General features: G+C 78.2%; 20 protein-coding genes. 12 read left to right on the top strand and 8 right to left on the bottom strand.

Annotated elements, in window-relative coordinates; translation table 11 throughout:
- The first annotated feature begins 118 nt into the window (after positions 1 to 118).
- Positions 119 to 1,762 (top strand): diguanylate cyclase domain-containing protein, encoded by a 1,644-nt coding sequence (locus tag ACI79L_RS00205; protein ID WP_456934829.1) that lies wholly within the window; start codon positions 119 to 121, stop codon positions 1,760 to 1,762.
- A 26-nt stretch (positions 1,763 to 1,788) separates the two neighbouring features.
- On the top strand, positions 1,789 to 2,313 hold the full coding sequence (locus ACI79L_RS00200; RefSeq protein WP_456934828.1) for an N-acetyltransferase family protein: 525 nt from the start codon (positions 1,789 to 1,791) through the stop codon (positions 2,311 to 2,313).
- Between the two features lie 4 nt (positions 2,314 to 2,317).
- On the opposite strand, the gene ACI79L_RS00195 is transcribed toward ACI79L_RS00200, so the two are convergent.
- On the bottom strand, positions 2,318 to 3,640 hold the full coding sequence (locus ACI79L_RS00195; RefSeq protein WP_456934827.1) for a carboxylesterase family protein: 1,323 nt from the start codon (positions 3,638 to 3,640) through the stop codon (positions 2,318 to 2,320).
- On the bottom strand, positions 3,637 to 4,629 hold the full coding sequence (locus ACI79L_RS00190; protein WP_456934826.1) for an alpha/beta hydrolase: 993 nt from the start codon (positions 4,627 to 4,629) through the stop codon (positions 3,637 to 3,639). The genes ACI79L_RS00195 and ACI79L_RS00190 overlap by 4 nt, the downstream gene beginning before the upstream one ends.
- A 95-nt stretch (positions 4,630 to 4,724) precedes the next feature.
- On the opposite strand from ACI79L_RS00190, the gene ACI79L_RS00185 reads away from it, so the two are divergent.
- The 4 genes from ACI79L_RS00185 to ACI79L_RS00170 all read left to right on the top strand — a co-directional run bounded on the left by ACI79L_RS00185 (position 4,725) and on the right by ACI79L_RS00170 (position 7,645).
- The gene (locus ACI79L_RS00185; protein ID WP_456934825.1) at positions 4,725 to 5,561 is read left to right on the top strand and encodes an alpha/beta hydrolase; all 837 of its coding nucleotides are present in this window, start codon (positions 4,725 to 4,727) and stop codon (positions 5,559 to 5,561) included.
- A 74-nt stretch (positions 5,562 to 5,635) separates the two neighbouring features.
- The gene (locus ACI79L_RS00180) at positions 5,636 to 6,208 is read left to right on the top strand and encodes a class I SAM-dependent methyltransferase (RefSeq protein WP_456934824.1); all 573 of its coding nucleotides are present in this window, start codon (positions 5,636 to 5,638) and stop codon (positions 6,206 to 6,208) included.
- Positions 6,209 to 6,252: 44 nt separating this feature from the next.
- Positions 6,253 to 6,774, top strand: coding sequence for a pyridoxamine 5'-phosphate oxidase family protein (locus tag ACI79L_RS00175; protein WP_456934823.1), 522 nt, complete (start codon positions 6,253 to 6,255; stop codon positions 6,772 to 6,774).
- 31 nt (positions 6,775 to 6,805) lie between these two features.
- Positions 6,806 to 7,645, top strand: coding sequence for an SMP-30/gluconolactonase/LRE family protein (locus ACI79L_RS00170; protein WP_456934822.1), 840 nt, complete (start codon positions 6,806 to 6,808; stop codon positions 7,643 to 7,645).
- A 3-nt stretch (positions 7,646 to 7,648) separates the two neighbouring features.
- On the opposite strand, the gene ACI79L_RS00165 is transcribed toward ACI79L_RS00170, so the two are convergent.
- Together ACI79L_RS00165 and ACI79L_RS00160 are read right to left on the bottom strand one after the other, a co-directional pair.
- On the bottom strand, positions 7,649 to 9,301 hold the full coding sequence (locus ACI79L_RS00165; protein ID WP_456934821.1) for a Na+/H+ antiporter: 1,653 nt from the start codon (positions 9,299 to 9,301) through the stop codon (positions 7,649 to 7,651).
- Positions 9,302 to 9,392: 91 nt separating this feature from the next.
- The gene (locus ACI79L_RS00160) at positions 9,393 to 10,382 is read right to left on the bottom strand and encodes an LLM class flavin-dependent oxidoreductase (protein WP_456934820.1); all 990 of its coding nucleotides are present in this window, start codon (positions 10,380 to 10,382) and stop codon (positions 9,393 to 9,395) included.
- Between the two features lie 123 nt (positions 10,383 to 10,505).
- Between ACI79L_RS00160 and ACI79L_RS00155 the strand changes: the two genes are divergently transcribed.
- Positions 10,506 to 11,216, top strand: a complete 711-nt coding sequence (locus ACI79L_RS00155; RefSeq protein ID WP_456934819.1) for a hemerythrin domain-containing protein — start codon at positions 10,506 to 10,508, stop codon at positions 11,214 to 11,216.
- Positions 11,217 to 11,317: 101 nt separating this feature from the next.
- Here ACI79L_RS00155 and ACI79L_RS00150 read toward each other — a convergent pair whose 3' ends face one another.
- Positions 11,318 to 14,638 (bottom strand): BTAD domain-containing putative transcriptional regulator, encoded by a 3,321-nt coding sequence (locus ACI79L_RS00150; protein WP_456934818.1) that lies wholly within the window; start codon positions 14,636 to 14,638, stop codon positions 11,318 to 11,320.
- A gap of 210 nt (positions 14,639 to 14,848) precedes the next feature.
- On the opposite strand from ACI79L_RS00150, the gene ACI79L_RS00145 reads away from it, so the two are divergent.
- Complete coding sequence (locus ACI79L_RS00145) at positions 14,849 to 15,550, top strand: hemerythrin domain-containing protein (protein WP_456934817.1); 702 nt, start codon at positions 14,849 to 14,851, stop codon at positions 15,548 to 15,550.
- A 44-nt stretch (positions 15,551 to 15,594) separates the two neighbouring features.
- On the opposite strand, the gene mftD is transcribed toward ACI79L_RS00145, so the two are convergent.
- Together mftD and ACI79L_RS00135 are read right to left on the bottom strand one after the other, a co-directional pair.
- Positions 15,595 to 16,836, bottom strand: a complete 1,242-nt coding sequence (gene mftD, locus ACI79L_RS00140) for a pre-mycofactocin synthase MftD (RefSeq protein WP_456934816.1) — start codon at positions 16,834 to 16,836, stop codon at positions 15,595 to 15,597.
- A gap of 182 nt (positions 16,837 to 17,018) precedes the next feature.
- Entirely contained in the window at positions 17,019 to 17,162 is a 144-nt protein-coding gene (locus ACI79L_RS00135; RefSeq protein WP_387993827.1) for a hypothetical protein, read from the bottom strand.
- 194 nt (positions 17,163 to 17,356) lie between these two features.
- On the opposite strand from ACI79L_RS00135, the gene ACI79L_RS00130 reads away from it, so the two are divergent.
- The 4 genes from ACI79L_RS00130 to ACI79L_RS00115 all read left to right on the top strand — a co-directional run bounded on the left by ACI79L_RS00130 (position 17,357) and on the right by ACI79L_RS00115 (position 20,534).
- Entirely contained in the window at positions 17,357 to 17,857 is a 501-nt protein-coding gene (locus ACI79L_RS00130) for a winged helix-turn-helix transcriptional regulator (protein ID WP_456934815.1), read from the top strand.
- A gap of 112 nt (positions 17,858 to 17,969) precedes the next feature.
- Positions 17,970 to 18,617: a dienelactone hydrolase family protein gene (locus ACI79L_RS00125; RefSeq protein WP_456934814.1), complete on the top strand. Its 648-nt coding sequence runs from the start codon at positions 17,970 to 17,972 to the stop codon at positions 18,615 to 18,617.
- On the top strand, positions 18,614 to 19,726 hold the full coding sequence (locus tag ACI79L_RS00120; RefSeq protein WP_456934813.1) for a CaiB/BaiF CoA transferase family protein: 1,113 nt from the start codon (positions 18,614 to 18,616) through the stop codon (positions 19,724 to 19,726). The genes ACI79L_RS00125 and ACI79L_RS00120 overlap by 4 nt, the downstream gene beginning before the upstream one ends.
- A gap of 43 nt (positions 19,727 to 19,769) precedes the next feature.
- Complete coding sequence (locus ACI79L_RS00115; protein WP_456934812.1) at positions 19,770 to 20,534, top strand: crotonase/enoyl-CoA hydratase family protein; 765 nt, start codon at positions 19,770 to 19,772, stop codon at positions 20,532 to 20,534.
- Here ACI79L_RS00115 and ACI79L_RS00110 read toward each other — a convergent pair.
- On the bottom strand, positions 20,531 to 21,631 hold the full coding sequence (locus ACI79L_RS00110) for a LacI family DNA-binding transcriptional regulator (protein ID WP_456934811.1): 1,101 nt from the start codon (positions 21,629 to 21,631) through the stop codon (positions 20,531 to 20,533). The two genes, ACI79L_RS00115 and ACI79L_RS00110, sit on opposite strands and share 4 nt — an antisense overlap.
- Positions 21,632 to 21,646 lie beyond the last annotated feature (15 nt).

The raw sequence follows: 21,646 nt of genomic DNA, 5'->3' as shown, positions 1-21,646 counted from the left end.
GCCCCGTTCACGACCATGCTGCCATCCGGCCCGGCGACACGCCGAGGGCCGACCCCGGAGGGTGAGTCGGGCCACACCGGCCGCTCAAGGACCGCCCCGGCCGCACCGATGGGAGGACGTGACCGCCACCCCGAGGACGCCGGCCGAGCGCGCGGACGTCCTGTCCTCGCTGCTCCGGCTGCCCGACGCCGTGCTGGCCGCGATCGCCTCCGACGGCGTGCTCGTCCCGATGCCGGCCTCGCTCGGCGTCCCGCCGGAGCGGGTGATGACCCCGCCGGCCGACCGCACCACGTTCCTCGACGCGATCGTCCCCGCCGACGCGATGTTCGTCGTCACCGCCTTCGAGCGGGCCCGCACCAACGGCGTCGGCCTGGCCACGGTCCACGGCCGGGGCGAGCCGGCGGTGCCGCTGTCGCTCACCTTCGTCGACCTGCGCGAGCAGCACGGCGTCCTGCTCGGTGCCCTCGACGTGCTCGACGCGGCCGCCGGCGACCGCGGGCCCGCGCCGCTGGCGGGGCTCGAGGTGTCGCGGCGGCCGCGCACGGCGACGGTCCGCAAGACGTCCCTGGCGGTGATCACCGAGATCGACGAGCGCACCACCCGGATGCTCGGCTGGACGCCGGCGCAGATGGTCGGCCAGCGCTCCTCGGAGTTCGTCCACCCCGACGACCAGGAGCGGGCGATCGCCAACTGGCTGGAGCTGCTGTCCCGCCAGGAGGCCCAGCGGGTGCGGCTGCGGCACCGCCGGGCCGACGGCACGTGGGCGTGGCTGGAGCTGGAGAACCAGTACGTCGCCGCCGACGACCCCGCCGACGCCGTCGTCGTGACGCAGATGAGCGACGTCTCCGACGAGATGGCCGCGCACGAGGCCCTGCAGCAGCAGGAGCGGCTGCTGCGCCGGCTGACCGAGGCGCTGCCGCAGGGCATCGCGCAGCTGACCCCCGAGCGGGAGGTCGTGCACACCAACTCCCGCCTGCCGGTGCTGCTGGGCGTGCCCGCGGTGACCGGCTGGGACGACGTCGCGGCGCGGGTGGACGAGACCGGCCGGGCGGCGCTGGAGGCGGCGCTCGCGCGGGTCCTCGGCGACGGCGTGGACGCGGCGGTCGAGGTCGGCATCCGCACCCCGGCCGGCGAGGCCCGGGTGTGCGCGGTGAGCCTGGTCGCGCTCAGCGACCGCGAGGGCGCACCCGGCGCGCTGGTGTGCGTCTCCGACGTCACCGACAGCGCCCGCATGCGCGAGGAGCTCACCGCCAAGGCGACCTTCGACGCGCTGACCGGCTGCCACAACCGCGCCTCCACCATCGCCGTCCTGGAGGCCGCGCTGGCCGGGCCGGACGCGGCGGCGACGGCGGTGGTCTTCGTCGACCTCGACGACTTCAAGCCGGTCAACGACACCCTCGGCCACGACGCCGGCGACGAGCTGCTGGCGACCACGGCCGCGCGGCTGTCCGGCGTGCTGCGCCGCGACGACATCGTCGGGCGGATCGGCGGCGACGAGTTCCTCGTCGTCAGCCGCGGCGTCGACGGACCCGCGGCGGCCGCCTCGCTCGGCGCCCGGATCCAGGCGGCGCTGGCGGTCCCGGCCGAGATCACCGCCGGCACCGTGCCGCTGCGGGCCAGCCTCGGCGTGGCCTGCGGGGAGCCTGGGCTCGACGCCGCGGCGCTGACCAAGCGCGCCGACCAGGCGATGTACCAGTCCAAGCAGGACCGCCGCGGCGAGCCGGTGCTGTGGCGGGAGCACCCGGTCCTCACCCCGGCCTGAGGGCCGGCGGCCGTAGCGTCGCGGGCGTGACCTCCGTCCGCGACGCCGGCCCGGACGACGCCGCGGCCTGCCGGGACGTCTACGCCCCCTACGTCACCGGCACCGCGGTGTCGTTCGAGACCGAGCCGCCGACCGCGGCGGAGATGGCCCGCCGGATCGCCGCCGCGCAGGAGCGGCACGCGTGGCTGGTGCTCGAGGCGGACGGCGCGGTGCGCGGCTACGCGTACGCCGGGCCGTTCATGGCCCGCGAGGCCTACCGCTGGTCGTGCACGGTGAGCGTCTACCTCGAGCCCGGCCGGCGGCGCACCGGCGCGGGGCGGCTGCTGTACACGGCGCTGCTCGACCGGCTGGCCGCCCGCGGGTACCGGGTCGCGCTGGCCGGCGTCGCGCTGCCCAACGACGCCAGCCTCGGCCTGCACCGGGCGCTGGGCTTCGAGCCCGTGGGCACCTACCGGCGGGTCGGCTGGAAGGACGGCGCCTGGCACGACGTCGCCTGGCTGCAGCGCGACCTCGGGCCCGGCCCGTCCGGGAGCCCCGCCGAGCCGCGCTGAGCGCTCAGCCCCGGTCCACGGACAGGAACGGCGGCGGGTCGGCGGGCACGTCGCCGGTGCGGGCGAAGTGCGCCCACGCGCGGCGGACTTCCCGGCCGGCCGCGACGACGTCGTCCCACGGGGTGCCGGCCAGCAGCGGCGAGGCCTCCCAGGTGCGCCGGTGCGGGAACAGCAGCGGCAGGTCGATCGCGTGCGCCCCGGTGAGGGCACCGGTGCCGTACGAGAGCGTGTAGTGCACCGCCCGGCCGCCGGCCGCGCGGTGCCGGCGGGCGGCCCGGGCGGCGTCGCGGGCGTAGATGCGGCGGGTGAGCACCCGCACGACCGCCTCCACCAGCGGCCGGCCGACGACGGGCACGCGGGCCAGCCGCGCGGCCGGCGGCAGCAGCGCGGCGAACAGCGCCACCTCGCGGCTGTTGGTGCCGACCAGCAGGTCGACCTCCGGCGCCGCCTCCGCCCACGCGTCCTCGACCGCCTCCTCGGCCGGCAGCGGAGGGAGGCCGTACTGGGTGCCGAACGGCATCGCGGCGACCAGCCCGTACCGCCGGGCGCGCGCCGCCACCCGCGCCTGCGCGTCGACGACCTCCGCGACCGGCGCGGCGGCGTCCAGCGAGCGGGCCTCGGCGGCCATCGCGGCGCTCATCCGCGCCCGGCCGCGGGACAGCCCCAGCGGGGCGCTGGACACGACCGCGCGGCGGAACAGCCCGCGGGCGCCGTCGGCCGCCATCAGGTGGGCGATCGCGTCGCCGCCGGCGGACTCGCCGAACAGCGTCACCCCGTCCGGGTCGCCGCCGAAGGCCGCGGCGTTCGCCTGCACCCAGCGCAGCGCCGCCACGAGGTCGAGCAGGCCCAGGTTGGCCGGCCGGCCGGCGCCGTCGCCGAGGAAGCCGAGCAGCCCGAGCCGGTAGGTGACGCTGACGACGACCACCCGCTGCTCGCGCACGAGCGCGGCCGGGTCGTAGGCCGGGGCGTCGCCGGCGCCGCTGACGTAGGAGCCGCCGTGCACCCACACCATGACCGGCAGGGCGTCGCCGGGGGAGGCGTCCTCCGGCACGGTCACCGACAACCGCAGGCAGTCCTCGTCGGCGACGAGCTCGCCCATGGGGTCGGTGACCATGAGCTCGAGCTCCGGCGCCGGCGGCTGCGGGCAGGCCGGCGACCACGACGTCGCGTCGACGACACCGGCCGCCGGCGGCTCGGGCACCGGCGGGCGGAACCGCTCCGCCCGGGCGTACCGGATGCCGGTGGCCCGCACGACGCCGTCGGACCGCCGGGCGGTGACCGTCCCTGCGGGCGCCACGAACCGCGGTGCGGTGTCCTGCTGGGTCACGCGGCGCCGACCGCGGCGCCGAGGGCGTCGAACGCGGCCTGCCGGAAGGCGCGCATGGGGGCGACCGTGGTCTGCAGCTCCACCTCGGCGGCGTGGTACATCCCCGGCTCGACGTGCAGCTCCACCGGCACGCCGGCCGCCTGCAGGCGCCGGGCGTAGGCGACGTCCTCGTCGTGGAACAGGTCCAGGTCGCCGACGCCGATCCACGCCGGCGGCAGGCCGGCGAGGTCCAGCCGGCGGGCCGGGGCGGCGTAGGGGCGGAGCTCGTCGGCCCGCGGCGCGTGCCCGAGGTAGGCGGTCCACGCCCAGCGGTTGGACCGCGGCGTCCAGACCAGCTTCCCGCGGCCGGCGGTGCTGCCGCGCAGCACCGTGCGGTCGTCGAGCATGGGGTAGACCAGCAGCTGGAAGGCGACCGGCACGCCCTCGTCGTGCGCCCGCTGCGCGAGTGCCGCGGCCAGCCCGCCGCCCGCGCTGGCCCCGCCGACGGCGACGCGCGCCGGGTCCACGCCGAGCTCCCCGGCCCGCCGGTGCAGCTCGCACAGCGCGGCCAGCAGGTCGTCGAGCGCGGCGGGGAACGGGTGCTCGGGGGCCAGCCGGTAGCGGGCGCTGACCACGACGACGCCGAGGTCGCGGACCATCCGGCTGCACAGGTCGTGGTCGCTCTCGGGGTGCCCGAGGACCGTGCCCCCGCCGTGCACCCACAGCAGCGCGCCGCCGCTGCGCTGCGCCGGCTCGTACACGAACACGTCCTGCCCGCCGGGGACGTCGTGCTCCGTCACGGTCACCCCGGCCACCGGCGCGGTGACCCGGGACCCGAACAGCCGGCGCCCGATCCGCAGCTCGGCCCGCGAGCCGATCGACAGCGGCAGCCAGAGGTCCGGGCGGCGGAGCCCGGGCGGGACGGCGGCGACGGTGCGGGCGCGGCGGGCGAGGGCGACGGCGAGGCCGAGCGCGGCGAGGCGCGTCAGGCGGCGGGGGCGGGCGGTCACCGGGCGGACGCTAGCGGTCGGCCCCCGCGCGGCCGCGGGGGCTACGGTGCGCGACGGCGCCCGGGACGGGCGCGGGCGACGGATCGGGAGGACGCGTGACCACAGCGGTGCGGCACGGGCAGGGCACGCTGCCCTCGGGGCAGTACTGGCAGGGCTGGAGCGTCCCGGACCCGGCCGGCGTCGTCGTCCTCGTGCACGGCGTGCACGAGCACGGCGGCCGGTACGCGCACGTGGCGGAGCGGTTCGGCCGCGGCGGCTACGCCTCCTACGCGCCCGACCACCCCGGCCACGGCCGGTCGCCCGGCCGGCGGGGCGACATCGGGAGCATGGCGGGCACCGTCGAGGGCGTGGCGCAGACCGTCCGCGCCGCCGCCGACCGGCACCCCGGCGTCCCGGTGTTCGTCTACGGCCACAGCCTCGGCGGGCTCATCGCGCTGCAGTACCTGACCGGCGACCCGGACGCGCGCATCGTCGGCGCGGTCGTCTCGGCGCCCGCGCTCGACACCAGTGCCGCCACCCCGGTGCAGCGGGCGGTGGCGCCGCTGCTGGCCCGCCTGACGCCGGGCCTCGGCGTGCTCACCCTCGACGTCGAGGCGGTCAGCCGCGACCCCGAGGTGGTGGCCGCCTACCGGGCCGACCCGCTCAACCACAACGGCAGGATGGTCGCCCGCACCGGCGCCGCGCTCATGCAGACCGCCGCCGCGATGCCCGGCCGGCTGCGCGGGCTCCGGCTGCCGCTGCTGGTCGTCCACGGCACCGCCGACCGGCTGGTGGCGCCGGCGGCCAGCGAGGTGGTCCGCGAGCACGCGGGCTCGCCCGACCTCACCCACCGGGTCTACGAGGGGCTGTTCCACGAGCCGCACAACGAGCCGGAGAAGGAGCAGGTCCTCGACGACGTCGTCGCCTGGCTCGACGCCCACCGGGCCGGCTGAGCGGTCGTCGGGCGCGGCGATCCGTGACAGGGTCCGGTGAGCCGCGCCGCCCGGGGCGGCGGAGGGGGGAACCCGTGCCGCAGACCCTCGGCGACGGCGTGCGGCTGCTGCGCGCCTTCGTCACCAACCCGCGTCAGGTGGGGGCGGTGCTCCCGACGTCCCGGACGGCGGTCCGCGCCATGCTCGACCTCGCCGACGTCCCGGCCGCCGGCCTGGTCGTCGAGCTCGGGGCCGGCACCGGGGTGGCCACCCGTGAGATCCTCGCCCGGCTCGGCGCGGGCGCCCGGCTGGTCGCGCTGGAGATCGACCCGCAGCTGGCCCGCCGGCTCGCCGAGCGCCTCGACGACCCCCGGCTGCAGGTCGTGTGCGGCTCCGCGGAGGGCCTCGACGGCCTCCTCGACGGGGAGCGCGCCGACGTCGTCGTCTCCATGCTGCCGTTCACCTCGCTCGAGGCGGGCCTGCGCCGCCGGCTGCTCGACCAGCTGCCCCGGGCGCTGCGCCCGGGCGGCACCGCGGTCGTCATCCAGTACTCGCCGCTGGTGCTCGGCGAGCTGCGCCGCCGGTTCGCCGACGTCCGGACGCGGGTGACGCCGTGGAACGTGCCGCCCGCGTTCCTCTTCGGCTGCACCGGCGCCGCCGGGGGCTGACCCGGCGGCGATGAGCCGCCGGCCCCGCGCCGGTCTCACAGGGCATGACGACCGGACAGATCGACCCCCGGTACGGCGACGCCACGGCGACCGCACCCCCCTGGGCCGACGTCGAGCGGCTGCTCGCCGACGCCCAGCTCTACTGGATCACCACCGTCCGCGCGGACGGCCGGCCGCACGCCGTCCCGCTCGTCGGCGTCTGGCACGACGGCGCGTTCGCCTTCTGCACCGGCGGTGACGAGCAGAAGGCGCGCAACCTCGACGGCAACCCGCACGTGGCCGTGACCACCGGCAGCACCGGCGCGCACGGCTGGGACAGCGGGCGCGACGTCGTCGTCGAGGGCGTCGCGGTGCGGGTCACCGACCCCGGGGAGCTGCAGGTGCTGGCCGACGCCTGGTACGCGAAGTACGGCGAGGACTGGCACTTCGCGGTGCGCGGGGACGAGTTCGTCGAGCTGAGCTCCTCCGGCGGGGCCACCGAGGGCGGCGCGCGGGTGTACCGGGTCCCGCCGGACAAGGTGCTGCTGTTCGGCGGGCCGCACGGCCAGACCCGGTACCGCCCCTGAGCCGGGGCGCCGCACTCCTACGCTGCCCGCCGTGGACGCGACGACGACGCTGGCCTCCGACCTCGGCTTCCCCGAGGGCCCGCGCTGGCACGACGGCCGGCTGTGGTTCTCCGACTTCCACGACCGGCGGGTGCGCACGCTCACCCCGGACGGCGTCCTGACGACGGTCCTCGACCTGGACGACGCGCCGTCCGGGCTGGGCTGGACGCCGGAGGGGACGCTGCTCGTCGTCGCGATGACCCGCCGCGCGCTGCTCGAGGTCGCCGGCGGTCGGCCGGTGGTGCGCGCCGACCTCACCGGCCTGACCCGCTCCCGCGCCAACGACCTGGTCGTCGACGCGGCCGGCCGGGCCTACGTCAGCAGCTTCGGGTTCGACCTGGTCGGGGGCGCGCCGGTGGAGCCGACCGGGCTGGTGCGGGTGGACCCCGACGGCACCGCGTCCGTCGTCGCGGCCGACCTGCGCTTCCCCAACGGCATGGCGCTCACCGGCGACGGCCGGACGCTGGTGGTCGCCGAGACGTACGGCGCCCGGCTCACCGCCTTCGACGTCGCCGACGACTGCTCGCTGTCCGGCCGCCGGGTGTTCGCGGAGACGCCGGGCCTGGCGCCCGACGGCATCTGCCTCGACGCCGAGGGGCACGTCTGGTTCGCCACCGCCCGCACCGCCGAGGTGCTGCGCGTGCGGGAGGGCGGCGAGGTGACCGGCCGGGTGCCCGTCGGGTCGGGCTCGCTGTCCTACGCCTGCACGCTCGGCGGCGACGACGGGCGGACGCTGTTCGTCTGCACCGCGCCCACCTGGGCCGAGGGCGGCCCGCGCGCCGGCCGGGTCGAGGTCGCCCGGGTCGACGTCCCCCGCGCCGGCCGGCCCTGACCGTCAGGCCGGGCGGGCCGGGAGCAGGTGCTCCTGGTGGTCCAGCTCCCGCTCCAGCGTGCGCAGCCCCTCGTCGGGCAGCCGGCCGAGGTCGCGCCAGCGCAGCAGCTCCTCGCGCTCGGCGTCGATGACCGCCCGGCGCACCCGCAGCGCCGCCTCGTACTCCGGCGACATCGGCACCTCGCCCTCGGCGTCCACGAGGACCTCCAGCCGCCGCTCGTAGCGGGTCCGCCGGGTGCGCAGCGCGGCCCGGATCGACTCGATCGCGGCGTCGTCGACGTGGTCGTGCCGCTCGGCCTGCAGCTCGTCGAGCCGGGCGAGCCCCGCGTCCACCGCCGCGACGCGCGCCTGGTTGCGCAGCCGGGCGGCGTCGGCGGCGTCGGCCCGCAGCCGCAGCCGGCGGACCAGCGGCGCGAAGGTCGCGCCCTGGCCGACGAGGGTGACCAGCACGGCGAGGAAGGCGCAGAACAGCAGCAGGTCGCGGTCGGGGAACGGGTCGCCGGCGTCGGTGGTCAGCGGGATCGTGAAGACGGCGGCCAGGCTGATCACGCCGCGGGTGCCGGCCCAGCTCAGCACGGCGATCTCCCGGCCGGACAGCTGCCGCGGCGGGGTCGAGGGGTCGTCGTCCTCGTCGGCGGCGGGAGCACCGCTGAGCCGCATGTGCAGCGCCTGCGGCGCGTGCTCGGTGAGCCACAGCCACAGCGGCCGGACCAGCAGCACCGCGCCCACGGTGATCAGCGAGGCGACGACGACGGTCGAGGGCGCGTACTGGCCCAGGCCGCGGATGACGGCGGGCAGCTGCTGGCCGATGAGCAGGAAGACGACGCCCTCGAGCAGGAAGTCCACCAGCTTCCACACCGCGTCGGTCTGCAGCCGGGTGGCGCCCGACTGCCAGTACGGCGCGTTGTGCGCGATGACCAGCCCGGCGACGACGACGGCCAGCACGCCGGACACGTGCACCGACTCGGCCAGCAGGTAGGCGACGAACGGCGTCGCCAGCGAGACCGCGTTGGACGACAGCGGGTCCCGGCGCAGCCGGCGCAGCGGCCGGACGCCGTAGGCGACGACCAGCCCGGCGGCGACGCCCCCGGCGGCGGAGAGCGCGAACTGGCCCAGCGCGGACCAGGTGGAGAAACCGTCGCCGACCGCGGCCGCGACGGCGACGCTGAGCAGGGTCAGCGCGGTCGCGTCGTTGAGCAGCCCCTCGCCCTGGATGAGCGTGACCAGCCGCGGGGGCAGCCCGACCCGGCGGCCGACGGCGAGCGCGGCCACCGGGTCCGGCGGGGCGACGGCGGCGCCCAGGGCGATGCCGGCGGCGAGCGTCGCCCCGGGGACCCACAGCGCGAACCCGGCGCCGATCACCAGCGCGGTGACCAGCACCAGCAGCACCGACAGGCCGACGACGGTCCGCATGTTGGCGCGGATCGCGATCAGCGAGGAGTCCAGCGCGGCGCTGTAGAGCAGCGGCGGGAGCAGGACGGTGAGGACGATCTCGGGGTCGAGCGTGAGGTTCGGGCCGGGCAGCAGCGCGTAGACCAGCCCGGTCACGGTGAGCAGCGCGGCCGCCGGGATGCCGGTGCGGCCGGCCAGCCAGCGGGCCGCCACGATCACCGCGACCGCGGCCAGGACGAGCAGGAGGACGGTCTCGGCGTGCACCGAGTCATCCTCGCCGAGGGCCGTCCCCGGCTCATCCCGACGCCCCGGCGTCCGGAGTGGCAGAAATGGCCATTTCTGCCCCCCGTCCGACTCAGGCGGCGACGGACTCCATCGCCTCGGCGGTCAGCGTCACCGAGCGCAGCCGCGCCTCGGTGCCGGGCGCCTGGTGGGCGACGATCAGCTCGTCGGCGTCGGCGAGCCGGGCGAAGGCGGTCAGCCGCTCGCGGACCTCGGCCGGGGTGCCGACGGCGGTGTGCGTGAGCATCGAGTCCACGTGCCGGCCCGCGCCCGAGGACAGCAGCAGCTCGGCGGCGTCGTCGTCGAGGTCGCGGCCCTGGCCGAACAGGCCGACGGCGAGCCGGCGGCGGGTGGCCTGCAGCATCTCCTGCGCCTGCGCGGTGGTGTCGGCGGCGACGGCGTTCACCCCGGCGATCACGTACGGGGCGTCGAGCTGCGCGGAGGGGCGGAAGTCGCGGCGGTAGGCGGCCACCGCGGACTCCAGCAGCTGCGGCGCGAAGTGCGAGGCGAAGGCGTAGGGCAGGCCGAGCGCGGCGGCCAGGCCGGCGCCGAACATCGACGAGCCGAGCACGTACAGCGGCACGTCCGACCCGCGGCCGGGGACGGCCTGCACGCCGGGCACCCGCGACTCGCCGGTGAGGTAGCCCTGCAGCTCGAGCACGTCCTGGGGGAAGCGCTCGGCGGAGGCGGCGTCGCGGCGCAGGGCGTACATGGTGTTCTGGTCCGAGCCGGGCGCGCGGCCCAGGCCCAGGTCGATGCGCCCGGGGTGCACCGCCTCGAGCGTGCCGAACTGCTCGGCGATCGTGAGCGGCGAGTGGTTGGGCAGCATGACGCCGCCGGCGCCGAGCCGGATGGTGGAGGTGTGCGCGCCGACGTGCGCGATGAGCACGCTGGTGGCCGACGACGCGATCGTCGGCATGTTGTGGTGCTCGGCGTACCAGACCCGACGGTAGCCGGCCTCCTCCGCCCGCTGCGCCAGCGCGACGCTCCCGGCGATGCTGCTGCCGTAGGTCTCCCCGGGGGCGACGGGGGCGAGGTCGAGCACGGACAGCGGGATGCGCATGGGGGAGCTCCTGGGACGACGAGGTTCGTTGCCCGCTGCAACGCCCGGCGGTCCCGGGGGCTTCCGCCGCGGCGGTAGTCGGACGCAAGTCACCGGCAACCGGGCCGGGCGACGGTGGCACCCGTGACCGCGACCGCACCGTTGCCGTTCCCCGTCACGCCCCGCCGGCCCGGCGACCCCGAGGCCGACGTGACCCGCCTGGCGCTGGCGCACCGCGCGCTGTGCGCCGGCTGCCGGCTGCTGGCCGGCGTCGCCGCGGAGGCCGCCGCCGGGGCGGTCTGGCCGGCGGAGCGGCGGCGGGCGGTCGTCGCCTTCGGCCGGTGCGTGCTGCGGGAGGTGCGCGCGCACACCGCGCGGGAGGACGCCGTCCTGTGGCCGGTGGTGGCCGCCTCCGCCGGGACGCACGCCGCCGACCTCGAGCCGCTCACCGAGGACCACGCCGTGCTGCGGGCGGTGCTGGGCCGGGCCGACGCGGCGCTCACCGCCTTCGCCGCCGCCGCCGCCGGTCGCGACGCCGCGGCGCCGCTGGCCGCCGTCCTCGCGGAGCTGTCCGACGCCCTCGACGAGCACGTCGAGGAGGAGGAGCGCGAGGTGTTCCCGGTGGTCCGCCGGTGCGTGTCGGTGCGCGACCTGGCCCGCTACGAGGGCGTCTGCGCGCGCGGCTCGGGGCCCCGGTCGGCGGCGTTCGCGCTGCCGTGGGTCGCCGACGCCTGCCGCACCCCGGGCGAGCGCGCCCGGCTGCTCGGTGCGACGTCGCTGCCGCTGCGGGTGCTGCTGCGCGCGGCCGAGCCGGGCTGGCGCCGCCGCCGGGACCTCGTCGCCGGCGTGCGCTAGACGAAGGACCCCCCTTGCCCCCCGCCGCTCGCACGCTCGCACGCTCGCGCCGGGACCCTGCAGGGCGGCCGATGAACGGGACGTCGCTGCGCGGCTGCCGATCAGCCCGGAGCGGCCCTCGCGGCCGCGATCCAGCCGGGGTGCCCGGTGCGCCCGGCGACGGCGATGGCGACCTCGCGGTGCGCCGCGGCGGCCGCGGTGTCGCCCCGCGCGGCGGCCAGCCGGGCCAAGAGCGTCGCCGTCGGGCCGAAGACCATGAGCGCGGTCTCCGTCCCGCACACGGTGTCGCGGTAGGGGAGCAGCTCCGCCTCGGCCTCGGCCATCCGCTCGGGCTCGCCCAGGGCCAGGCCGACCTCGCCGCGGACGAACGCGAAGAACGGCGTGAACAGGTCGCGCGCGGCGCGGTCGTGGCGCGGGCAGCGGGCCCGCGCCTCCTCCGCCCGCCCGTCGAGCACCAGGGCCAGGGCCCAGGTCTCGGTCGAGATCTCGGGGGACATGGGCACCAGGGCACCCATCTCGTCCGGGTCCACCCGCTGCGCGTCGGGGCTGCCGAGCTGCAGGCCGAGCTGCGTGGTCAGCCGCAGCGCCCGCGCGACCTGGGGGTAGTAGCCCGCCTCGAGCAGGGCCTGCTCGGCGGCGTCGTACACCGCCTCGGCCTCGGCGACCCGCCCCGCGACGGCGGCGCGCATGCCGGCGTAGCAGCGGGCGATGCCGTGCAGCAGGAGCAGCCCGTAGGCCGCGGCCAGCCGCTCGGCCTCCGCGGCGTGCACGTCCGCGGCCTCCAGGTCGAGCACCGCGCAGGTGTCCTGCAGCAGCATCAGCCGCGCCACGGCCTCGAACAGGCCCCACTGCTCGCGCTGCGCCAGCTCGAGCAGCTCGGCGCCCAGCGCCAGGGCCTCGCCGCGGTCGACGTCGCGCATCGCGTGGAAGTGGCGCGCGGCCAGGGCGTGCGCCAGCGCGTCCGCGTCGCCGCTGCGGCGGGCCTCGGCCAGCGCCCCGGCCGAGGCGCCGGCCGCCCGCTCGTCGTGGCGCTCCTCGAGCTCGTGGGCCAGCAGCGCCAGCAGCCGGGCCCGCTGTGCGCTGCCCGGGGGGAGGCCGGCGACCGCCCGCTCGGTGCGCGCGACGAAGCGGTCGTCGACCGGGTCGACCCAGGCGTTCCAGAACGTCGGCACGTCCGATGACAGCAGCACGCCCGCGGTCAGCCCGGCCGGGGCGTCGTCGGGCAGGACCGCCAGCGCGCGGCTGCGCAGGGCGCGCGCCTCGCCGACCGCCCCGGCCTGCGCCGACGCGTACGCCTGCGCCCCGAGCAGCCAGGCGAGACCCTCGGCGTCGCCCGGCGCGGCCCGCCGGTGCGCCTCGACCGCGCGCCCCCACATGACGGCGGCGTCGGCGTGGGCGAACCGCCGCCCGGCGAGCTCGGCGGCCGCCCGCGCCCAGCGCGCGGCCGCGGCGGCGGAGCCGGGGCCCGCGGCGGCGGCGTGGTGGGCGAGCGCGGTGACGTCGTCCGGGCGCAGCCGCTCGAGGACGGCGGTCACCCGGCCGTGCAGGCGGGTGCGGCGCAGCGAGGACAGGTCCTCGTAGAGGGTGTCGCGCACCAGCGCGTGCACGAAGCGCAGCCGGCCGGGACCGGGCTCCACCAGCAGGCCGGTGACCAGCGCCGTCTCCAGCGCCTCGACCAGCGCCTCCTCGTCCTCGTCGCCGCCGGCCGGCGCCGCGGCGGCGAGCAGCACCTCGACGTCGACGTCGCGGCCGATGACGGCGGCCAGCCGCAGCAGCGTGCCGGTGCGCGCGGGCAGGCCGGCCAGCCGGTGGCGGACGACGTCGCGGACCGTGCCGGGGACGGCGTCGACGTCGGCGCCGGCGTCGACCAGCCGCAGCAGCTCCCGGACGTAGAACGGGTTGCCGTCGGCGCGGGCGGTGATCGCGGCGCGGGTGCGGCGGTCGACGGGGGTGAGCGCCCAGTCCTCGACCAGCTCGTCGACGGCGGCGGCGTCCAGCCCGCGCAGCGACAGCCCGACCGGGGAGCGGCGGGCGAGCGCGGCGAGCACCTCGGCCAGCCCGGCGCTCTCCTCCGGGCGGTGCCCGGCGACGACGAGCACGCGGCACCCGGCCAGCGCGGGCAGCAGGTCGACCAGCAGCGCCGTGGTCTCCCGGTCGGCGCGGTGCAGGTCGTCGACGGTCACCAGCAGCGGCGCCCGCGCGGCGACCGCGGCCAGCCAGCCGGCGACGGCGCGGTGCAGCCGGAACCGGTTGCCGGTCGGGTCGCCGGGCACGGCGGGGGCGTCGTCGGTGAGCAGCGCGGCGAGCGGGGCCGGGTCGGCGGGCGGGTACCCGGCGGCGAGCGCGCGCAGCGCCGCGGCCCAGGGCCAGCCGGGCGGGGCGCCGTCGGTCTCGGGGCAGGACACCGCCAGCGTCGTCCAGCCGCGGCCCGCGTACTCCGCGCGCAGGTGGTCCAGCACCGTGGTCTTGCCGCTGCCGGCCTCGCCGGCGAGCAGGGCGACCTCGACCTGGCCGCCGGCCGCCCGCTCGGCCGCGGCGGCCAGTGCGGCCAGCTCGGCGTCGCGGCCGACCGGGCGGGGCACGTCCGGCGCGGGGGCGGCCGGAGCCGGGGCGGCCGGAGCCGCGGCCGGGACGGGCGCGGGAGAGGGTGCCGGGCGGCCGACCGGCGGTGCCGGCGGACGCGCCGGCAGGAGCGAGGGGGACTGGGCGAGGACGGCCTCCTCCAGCGCCCGCAGCTCCGGGCCGGGGTCGACGCCGAGCTCGTCGGCCAGCCGGGTGCGGACCTCGCGGAGCGCGGCCAGCGCCTCGCCCTGCCGTCCGGCCCGGTAGAGACCGAGGGCGAGCAGGCGCCAGCCCTCCTCGCGCAGCGGGTGCTCGGCGACGTGCGCGCGCAGCTGCGGGAGCGGGTCCCGCCCGCCGGGGGCGTCCAGGGCGACGGCGGCGCGGCGCTCGACCGCGGTCAGCCGCAGCTCGTCCAGCCGGGCGGCCTCGGGACCGGCCCAGGGCTCGTCGCGGTACTCGGCGTAGGCGGGACCGCGCCACAGGTCGATCGCGGCGCTGTACCGGGCGCGCGCCTCGGCGGGGTCGGTGGCGGCCAGCCGGTCGCCCTCGTCGAGCAGCCGCACCGCCTCGAGCACGTCCACGGCGTCGTCGGCCGGGCGCAGCGCGTAGCCCGGCGGCACGGTGACCAGCAGTCGCGCGGGCGTGCGCGGGGCGCGGCCGGGCTCCAGCACCCGGCGCAGGTGGCTGACGTGGGCCTGCAGCGTCCCCAGCGCGTCGGCGGGGGAGGCGCCGCGCCACAGGTCGGCGACCAGCACCTCGGCGGGGACCACGTGCCCGCCGGCGACCAGCAGCCGGGCGACCACCGAGCGCTGCCGCCGGCCGCCCAGGTCCAGCGGCCGGCCGTCGCGCACGGCACCCACGTCGCCCAGCACCCGGAACCCGACGGTTCCGGCACCCCCGCTCCCCATAGCGGCGCGAGCATATGGCGCGCGAGCCCGATCGCCGAGGGATCGGGGGAGGTTCCACCGGAAGCGGTCACGGCCAGGTCACGTCGCGTGTCGTCCTGTCCCGGGGGCCGCCGACCAGCGGCTCGCAAGCCGCTGCCAACCGCGCGCCGTCACGGTGCCGGCATGACCTCGACCGTCCCCGCCCTGCCGTTCCCCGTCACCCCGCGCCGGCCCGGCGACGCCGAGCCCGACCTGTTCGGCTTCTCCCTCGTGCACCGCGCGCTGCGGTCGGGCTGCCGGCTCCTGGCCGACGCGGCCACCCGCATCGCCGCCGGCGAGCCGTGCCCGCCCGGGCGGCAGCGCGCCGTCGTCCGCCACGCCGGGGCGGTGCTGCACGAGGTGCACGTGCACCACTCCCGGGAGGACGACGTCCTGTGGCCGGTCATCGTGGCCTCGGCCGGGGACTCCGTGGACCTGGGCCCGCTGTCGGACGACCACACCGCGCTGCAGGGCGTGCTGGACCGCGCGCAGGCCGCGCTCGCCCGGTTCGCCGAGGACGGTCCCGCGCAGGCCGGGCCGCTGGCCGCCGTCCTCACCGAGCTCGCCGACGAGCTCGACGAGCACATCGAGGAGGAGGAGCGCGAGGTGTTCCCGGTGGTGCGCCGGTTCGTCTCGGCCGGGGACTTCGCGCGGGTGGAGACCCGCTTCCGGAAGGGCACCAGCCCGCGGCACATGGTCTTCGTCCTGCCGTGGATCGTCGACGCCTGCCGGACGCCGGGGGAGCGGGCGCGGCTGTTCGCCGGGGCGCCCGCGCCGCTGCGGCTGCTGCTGACGGCGGTGCAGCGCCGCTGGACCCGCCGTCGCGACCTCGTCGCCGGCGGCTGAGCCGACCCCGGCCGGGGCCCCTCGACGGGACCCCGGCCGGGGGGTCAGGCGCTGCGGGCCCGCCGGGGGCGGGTGGGCACGGCCTCGACCGGGGCGTCGGCGCCCTCGACGCCGAGGCGCCGCTCGAAGCCGGGCGGGACGACGAGGTCGTCGCGGGACAGGTCGGCGGCGGACTCCCGGGCCAGGCCGGTCAGCGCCGAGCCCAGCCCGTCGCGCAGCAGGTCCAGGACGTTCTCCACCCCGGCCTGCCCGTTGGCGGCCAGGCCCCACAGGTAGGCGCGGCCGATCATCACGGCCCTGGCGCCCAGGGCGAGGGACTTGGCGACGTCCGAGCCGCGGCGGATGCCGCCGTCGAGCAGCACCTCGACCTGGTCGCCGACCGCCTCGGCGATGGCCGGCAGGGCGCGGACGGAGGCGGGGGTGCCGTCGAGGTTGTTGCCGCCGTGGTTGGACACCGAGATCGCGGTGACGCCGGCGTCCACGGCGCGCCTGGCGTCGTCGACGCGCATGACGCCCTTGAGCATGAACGGCCGGTCGTCGCCCCACAGCTCACGGAGCCAGGCGACGTCCTCCCAGGTCGGCATGGGCGACTGCATCCAGGCGCCGTAGGCGCCGAAGAACGTCGGCGGGGTCTCGGCGGGGTCGCCGACCATGTTGGGGACGCGGAGGTCGGGCAGCTTCCGCGTCTTGGCGAACTCCCACAGCCAGCGCGGCCGCAGCGCGACCTGCGGGGCGTAGCGGCGGACCGCCTCCAGGTCGATCTTCTCCGGGATGAACGGGGAGCCCCAGTCGCGGCCGTAGGAGAACGACCAGTCCAGGGTGGCGATCAGCCCGGCGGCGCCGGCCCGCTTCGCCCGCTCGACCTTGGCGGCCATGGTGTCGCGGTCGCCGACCCAGTACAGCTGGAAGAACGTCTTCGGGTTGGCGGCGATGACCTCCTCCATCGGCTTGCTGGCCATCGAGGACAGGCCCATCGCCACGTTCCGGGCGGCGGCGGCCCGGGCGACGGCGACCTCGCCGTCGGGGTGCACCGCCTGCACGCCGGTGGGGCTGATCAGCACCGGCATCGAGACGTCCTGGCCCATGACCGTGGTGGCCAGGTCGCGCTTGTTGGACAGGCCGGCGGTGTGCGGGGCGAAGCCCAGCTCGTCGAAGGCGCGCAGGTTGTCGTCGACGGTCAGGCCCTTCTCCGAGCCGGCCACCAGCGCGCCGTACACGCCCTTGGGCAGCCGCCGCTTGGCCCGCCGCTGCGCCTCGGCCACCGTCTCGAACCAGGGGTTGGCCATCTCGTCTCCGTCCGGTCGGTCCCCGGGACCGACCCCCGGTGGCACTCAGTGCCACCCTAGCGGCGCGGATGAGGCGCAGGCCACACCCCGGGACCGCCGCGCCCCGGGGCGGAGCAGCCCCGTGGCCGAGGGGCCACGGGGCTGTCGTCGGGGTGCGCCGGCGGGCGGCGCGGGTGCCGCGGTCAGAAGCGGGCGGCCGCGGCGGTGATCTCGTGCGCCGACTCGAGCGTCGGGGCGGCGGCGAGGGCGCGCTGCAGCTCGCGCTCGTCGCGGCGGCGGGCGCGGGTGCTGCGGGCGGAGGCCAGGGCGGTGCGCAGGCGGGTCATGTCGGTTCCTCCTCGGGGCGGGGTGCCACCGGTCGATCCACGGCGGCGGCCACCTCCGGTCGTCACCGGCGGGCCCGTGCAGGTGCGGCGCCGATCACTGTGATCGCTGTCTCGACCTGCTGGGTCTGCATCTCCAACCATCCTCCCCGGCGCACGGTTCGTCAAGCGAACCCAGCGTGACCTAGGCTGCACCCGTGACGGCCGACACACCTCCCGACGGGTACGACCGGGCGCGCTGCTCGGTCGCCGGCACCCTCGCCGTGGTGGGGGAGAAGTGGAGCCTGCTCGTGCTGCGCGAGGCGTTCCTCGGCGTGCGCCGGTTCGCCGACCTGCAGCGCGCGCTCGGGGCGCCCAAGGCGGTGCTCACCGACCGGCTCAACTCGCTGGTCGCCCAGGACCTGCTCACCCGCGTCCCGTACCAGGAGGAGGGCGCGCGGCAGCGGCACGAGTACCGGCTGACCGAGCGCGGCCGCGACCTCTACCCGGCGCTGGTGGCGCTGATGCAGTGGGGCGACCGGTGGCTCGCGGAGGACGGCGTCCCGCCGCTGGCGCTCGCCCACCGGGACTGCGGCGCGCCGGTGGCGCTCGGGCTGCGCTGCGCCGCGGGCCACGGGGTCGGCGGCCCGCGCGAGGTGACCGCCACCCCGGTGCGCCGGGAACGGGCCGGTGAGACGGCCGACACACCCGCGGGCTAGCGTCGGCGGCGCCTGCGCTGCCGCTGCGACCCGGGAGGCCTCCCTGCCCACGATCGTCATCCCCGGTGCCGCGAGCGCCCCGGAGCTCTCCGCCCACCTCGCCGTGCCGCCGGTGGGGGAGGGGCCCTGGCCCGGCGTCGTGGTCGTGCACGAGGTCTTCGGCCTCACCGACGACGTCCGCCAGCAGGCCGACCGGCTGGCCGCGGCCGGCTACCTCGCCGTCGCGCCCGACCTGTTCACCGCCGGCGGCGCGGTGCGCTGTCTGCGCTCGACGTTCCGGTCGCTGAACCGCGGCGAGGGCCCGGCCTTCGGCGACCTCGAGGCGGCCCGCCGGTTCCTCGCCGACCGCGACGACTGCACCGGCCGGATCGGCGTCCTCGGGTTCTGCATGGGCGGGAAGTTCGCGCTGCTCGGCGCCACCCGCGGCTTCGACGTCGCCGCGCCCAACTACGGCCCGCTGCCGAAGGACGCCGAGAGCGTGCTCAAGGGCGCCTGCCCGGTGGTGGCCAGCTTCGGCGGCCGCGACCGGGCGCTGCGCGGCGCCGCCGGCCGGCTGGACCGGGTGCTCACCGACCTCGGCGTCGAGCACGACGTGGAGGAGTACCCGGACGCCGGGCACTCGTTCCTCAACCGGCACAACGCCGGGCCGTTCACGGCGCTGGAGAAGGTGCTCGGCGTCGGATACCACGGCCCCTCGGCCGAGGACGCCTGGGCGCGCATCCTGCGCTTCCTCGACCGGCACCTGCGGGCCGCGGCGTGAGCGGGGGCGCGAGCGGCCCGCTGACCGGCCTGCGGGTCGTCGAGCTCGGCGGGATCGGGCCCGGCCCGCACGCCGCGATGGTGCTGGCCGACCTCGGCGCCGACGTCGTCCGGGTGGAGCGGCCCTCCGGCGGCCTGTCCCTGGGCGGGGCCGCCCGCGACGTCGTCATGCGCGGCCGGCGCTCGCTCGGCGTCGACGTCAAGGCGCCCGAGGGGCGCGACCTCGTGCTCGGCCTGGCCGGGCACGCCGACGTGTTCCTCGACGTCTTCCGCCCCGGCGTCGCCGAGCGGCTGGGGCTCGGCCCCGACGCGTGCCTCGAGCGCAACCCCCGGCTGGTGTACGCGCGGATGACCGGCTGGGGCCAGGACGGGCCGTGGGCCGACCGGGTCGGCCACGACGTCAACTACCTCGGGCTGACCGGCACGCTCGCCGCGCTCGGCCGGCCCGGGCAGGTGCCGCGGCCGCCGCTGAACCTGGTCGCCGACTACGGCGGCGGCTCCATGCTGGTGCTGGTCGGCATCCTCGCCGCGCTGCACGAGCGGTCCCGCTCGGGCCGCGGCCAGGTGGTCGACGCCGCCATGGTCGACGGCGTCGCGCTGATCTCCCAGATGCTGTGGTCGATGCGCGGCATGGGGCTGTGGTCGGACCGGCCGGGCACCAACGTCCTCGACGGGGGTGCGCCCTACTACGACGTCTACGCCTGCGCCGACGGCCGGTTCGTCGCCGTCGGCGCGCTGGAGCCGCAGTTCTACGCGGCGCTGCTGGAGGGGCTCGGGCTGGCCGGCGACGACCTGCCCGCGCAGACCGACCCGCGCGGCTGGCCGCGGCTGCGCGAGCTGTTCACCACCGCGTTCGCCGCGCACCCGCGGGAGCACTGGGAGCGCGTCTTCGACGGCACCGACGCCTGCGTCACCCCGGTGCTCACGACGGAGGAGGCGGCCGCGCACCCGCACCTGGCCGCCCGCGGCACGCTCGTCGAGGTCGACGGCGTCCGGCAGGCCGCCCCCGCGCCGCGCTTCTCGCGCACCCCGGCCGGCCCCGCCGCGCCGGTGAGCCCCGGCCCGGCCGACGCCGCCGCCGTCCTGGAGGAGTGGTCGCGCCCCCGATGACGGGAGCGCACGAGCCGCGGTGCGCCGCGGAGGAGGAGGGACCGTGACCGAGCCCGTGCTGGTGGAGCGCCGCGGCGCCGTCCAGGTCATCACGATCAACCGGCCGGAGGCGAAGAACGCGCTCGACGGCGCGGTGGCCCGCGGCGTCGCCGCGGCCGTCGACGAGCTGGACGCCGACGACGAGCTGCGCGCCGGCGTGCTCACCGGCGCCGGCGGCACGTTCTCCGCCGGCATGGACCTCAAGGCGTTCCTGCGCGGCGAGCGGCCGGCGATCGAGGGCCGCGGGCTGTGCGGGATCACCCAGACGCCGCCGCGCAAGCCGCTGGTCGCGGCGGTCGAGGGGTGGGCGCTGGCCGGCGGGTTCGAGCTGGTGCTGGCCTGCGACCTCGTCGTCGCCGGGTCCTCGGCGCGCTTCGGCGTGCCCGAGGTGACCCGCTCGCTGGTGGCCGCCGCCGGCGCCGCGCTGTTCCTCCCGCGGCGCATCCCGCAGGCGGTGGCGATGGAGATGCTGCTGACCGGGCAGCCGATCGACGCCGAGCGGGCGGCCGGGGTCGGGCTGGTCAACCGGGTGGTCGCCGAGGGCGGGGCGCTGGAGGCCGCGGTCGAGCTGGCCGGCGTCATCGCCGCCAACGGCCCGCTCGCGGTCGCCGCCACCAAGGAGATCGCCCGCGGCACCGCCGACTGGACCGCCGAGGAGGGCTGGGCGCGGCAGCAGGAGCTGATCGAGCCGGTGTTCTCCTCCGAGGACGCCCGCGAGGGCGCGACCGCGTTCGCCGAGCGCCGCGCGCCGGTCTGGCGCGGCCGCTAGCCGACCGGGCCGGTCGAGGTCCGCACGACCAGGTCGGTGGGCAGGGTGCGCGGCGGCGGGGCGGGCCGGCCGGCGAGCAGGTCCAGCAGGGCCTGACCGGCCGCCCGCCCCTTCTCCCGGGTCGGCTGGCGCACGGTGGTCAGGCCCAGCCCGGCCGCCGTCGTCGCGTCGTCGAATCCGGCCACGGACAGGTCCTCCGGCACGCGCAGCCCGCGGCGGGCCGCCGCGCGCAGGGCGCCCTCGGCCAGCCGGTCGCTCAGGCACAGCAGCGCCGTCGGCCGGGGGGCGGTGGCGAGGACGGCCTCGGCGCCGGCCTCCCCGACGGCGGGCGTGCTGTCCCCGCCGTGGAACACCGGGACGGCGGCCCAGTCCAGCCCGGCCCGCTCCGCGGCGTCGCGGTAGCCGGCCAGCCGGTCGCGGGTGACCGCGTAGGTGGCCGCCTCCTGGGTGGCGACGTCGACCAGCCCCGGCCTGATCGGGTCGCGGTGCATGCCGAAGGAGACGACGGCGAGCCGCCGGTGGCCCAGCGCGAGCAGGTGCCCCGCGACGGCGGCCGCGGCGGCGCGGTCGTCGACGCCCACCCACGGCGTCGCCGGGGCCCCCAGGGCGGCCAGCCGGTCCGGGCGCGGCTGGTCGACGACGGCCAGCGGCAGGCCGCGGGCGATCGCCGCCGCGAGCAGCGGGTCCTCGTCGCCGACCGAGGAGACGACCAGCCCGTCGACGACGGCGTCCGTGACCGCCGCCAGGCGCCGGGCGGGGTCGGTCGAGCCAGGAACCAGCAGCAGCCCCGACCCTGCGGGCTCGGCGACCTCGGTGACCCCGGCCAGCAGCGCGACCGCCACCGGGTCGGCGAAGGCGTAGGACAGCCCGTTGTCGTAGGCGACGCCGACGGCGCCCACCCGGCCGCGGCGCAGGCCCGCCGCCAGCGGGTTGGGCCCCGGGTAGCCGAGCCGGCGGGCGGCGGCGAGCACGCGCTCGCGCAGCGCCGCGGAGAGCTGGTCGGGCCGGGAGAAGGCGTTGGACACCGTCTTCGCCGAGACGCCGACCTCGGCGGCCACGTCCCGCAGGGTCACCGGGCGGGCGCGGTCGGCGGGCACGCGGCCATTCTGCGG

The sequence above is a fragment of the Geodermatophilus sp. SYSU D00684 genome, from assembly GCF_054050455.1.
This window is presented reverse-complemented; position numbering and strand designations above follow the sequence as displayed.

Bases quoted from the DNA above. Each gene is read 5' to 3' on its own strand.
- mftD (WP_456934816.1), bottom strand. From the start codon at position 16,836: ATGGCCAACCCCTGGTTCGAGACGGTGGCCGAGGCGCAGCGGCGGGCC.
- ACI79L_RS00160 (WP_456934820.1), bottom strand. From the start codon at position 10,382: ATGCGCATCCCGCTGTCCGTGCTCGACCTCGCCCCCGTCGCCCCCGGG.
- ACI79L_RS00175 (WP_456934823.1), top strand. From the start codon at position 6,253: ATGACGACCGGACAGATCGACCCCCGGTACGGCGACGCCACGGCGACC.
- ACI79L_RS00135 (WP_387993827.1), bottom strand. From the start codon at position 17,162: ATGACCCGCCTGCGCACCGCCCTGGCCTCCGCCCGCAGCACCCGCGCC.
- ACI79L_RS00145 (WP_456934817.1), top strand. From the start codon at position 14,849: ATGACCTCGACCGTCCCCGCCCTGCCGTTCCCCGTCACCCCGCGCCGG.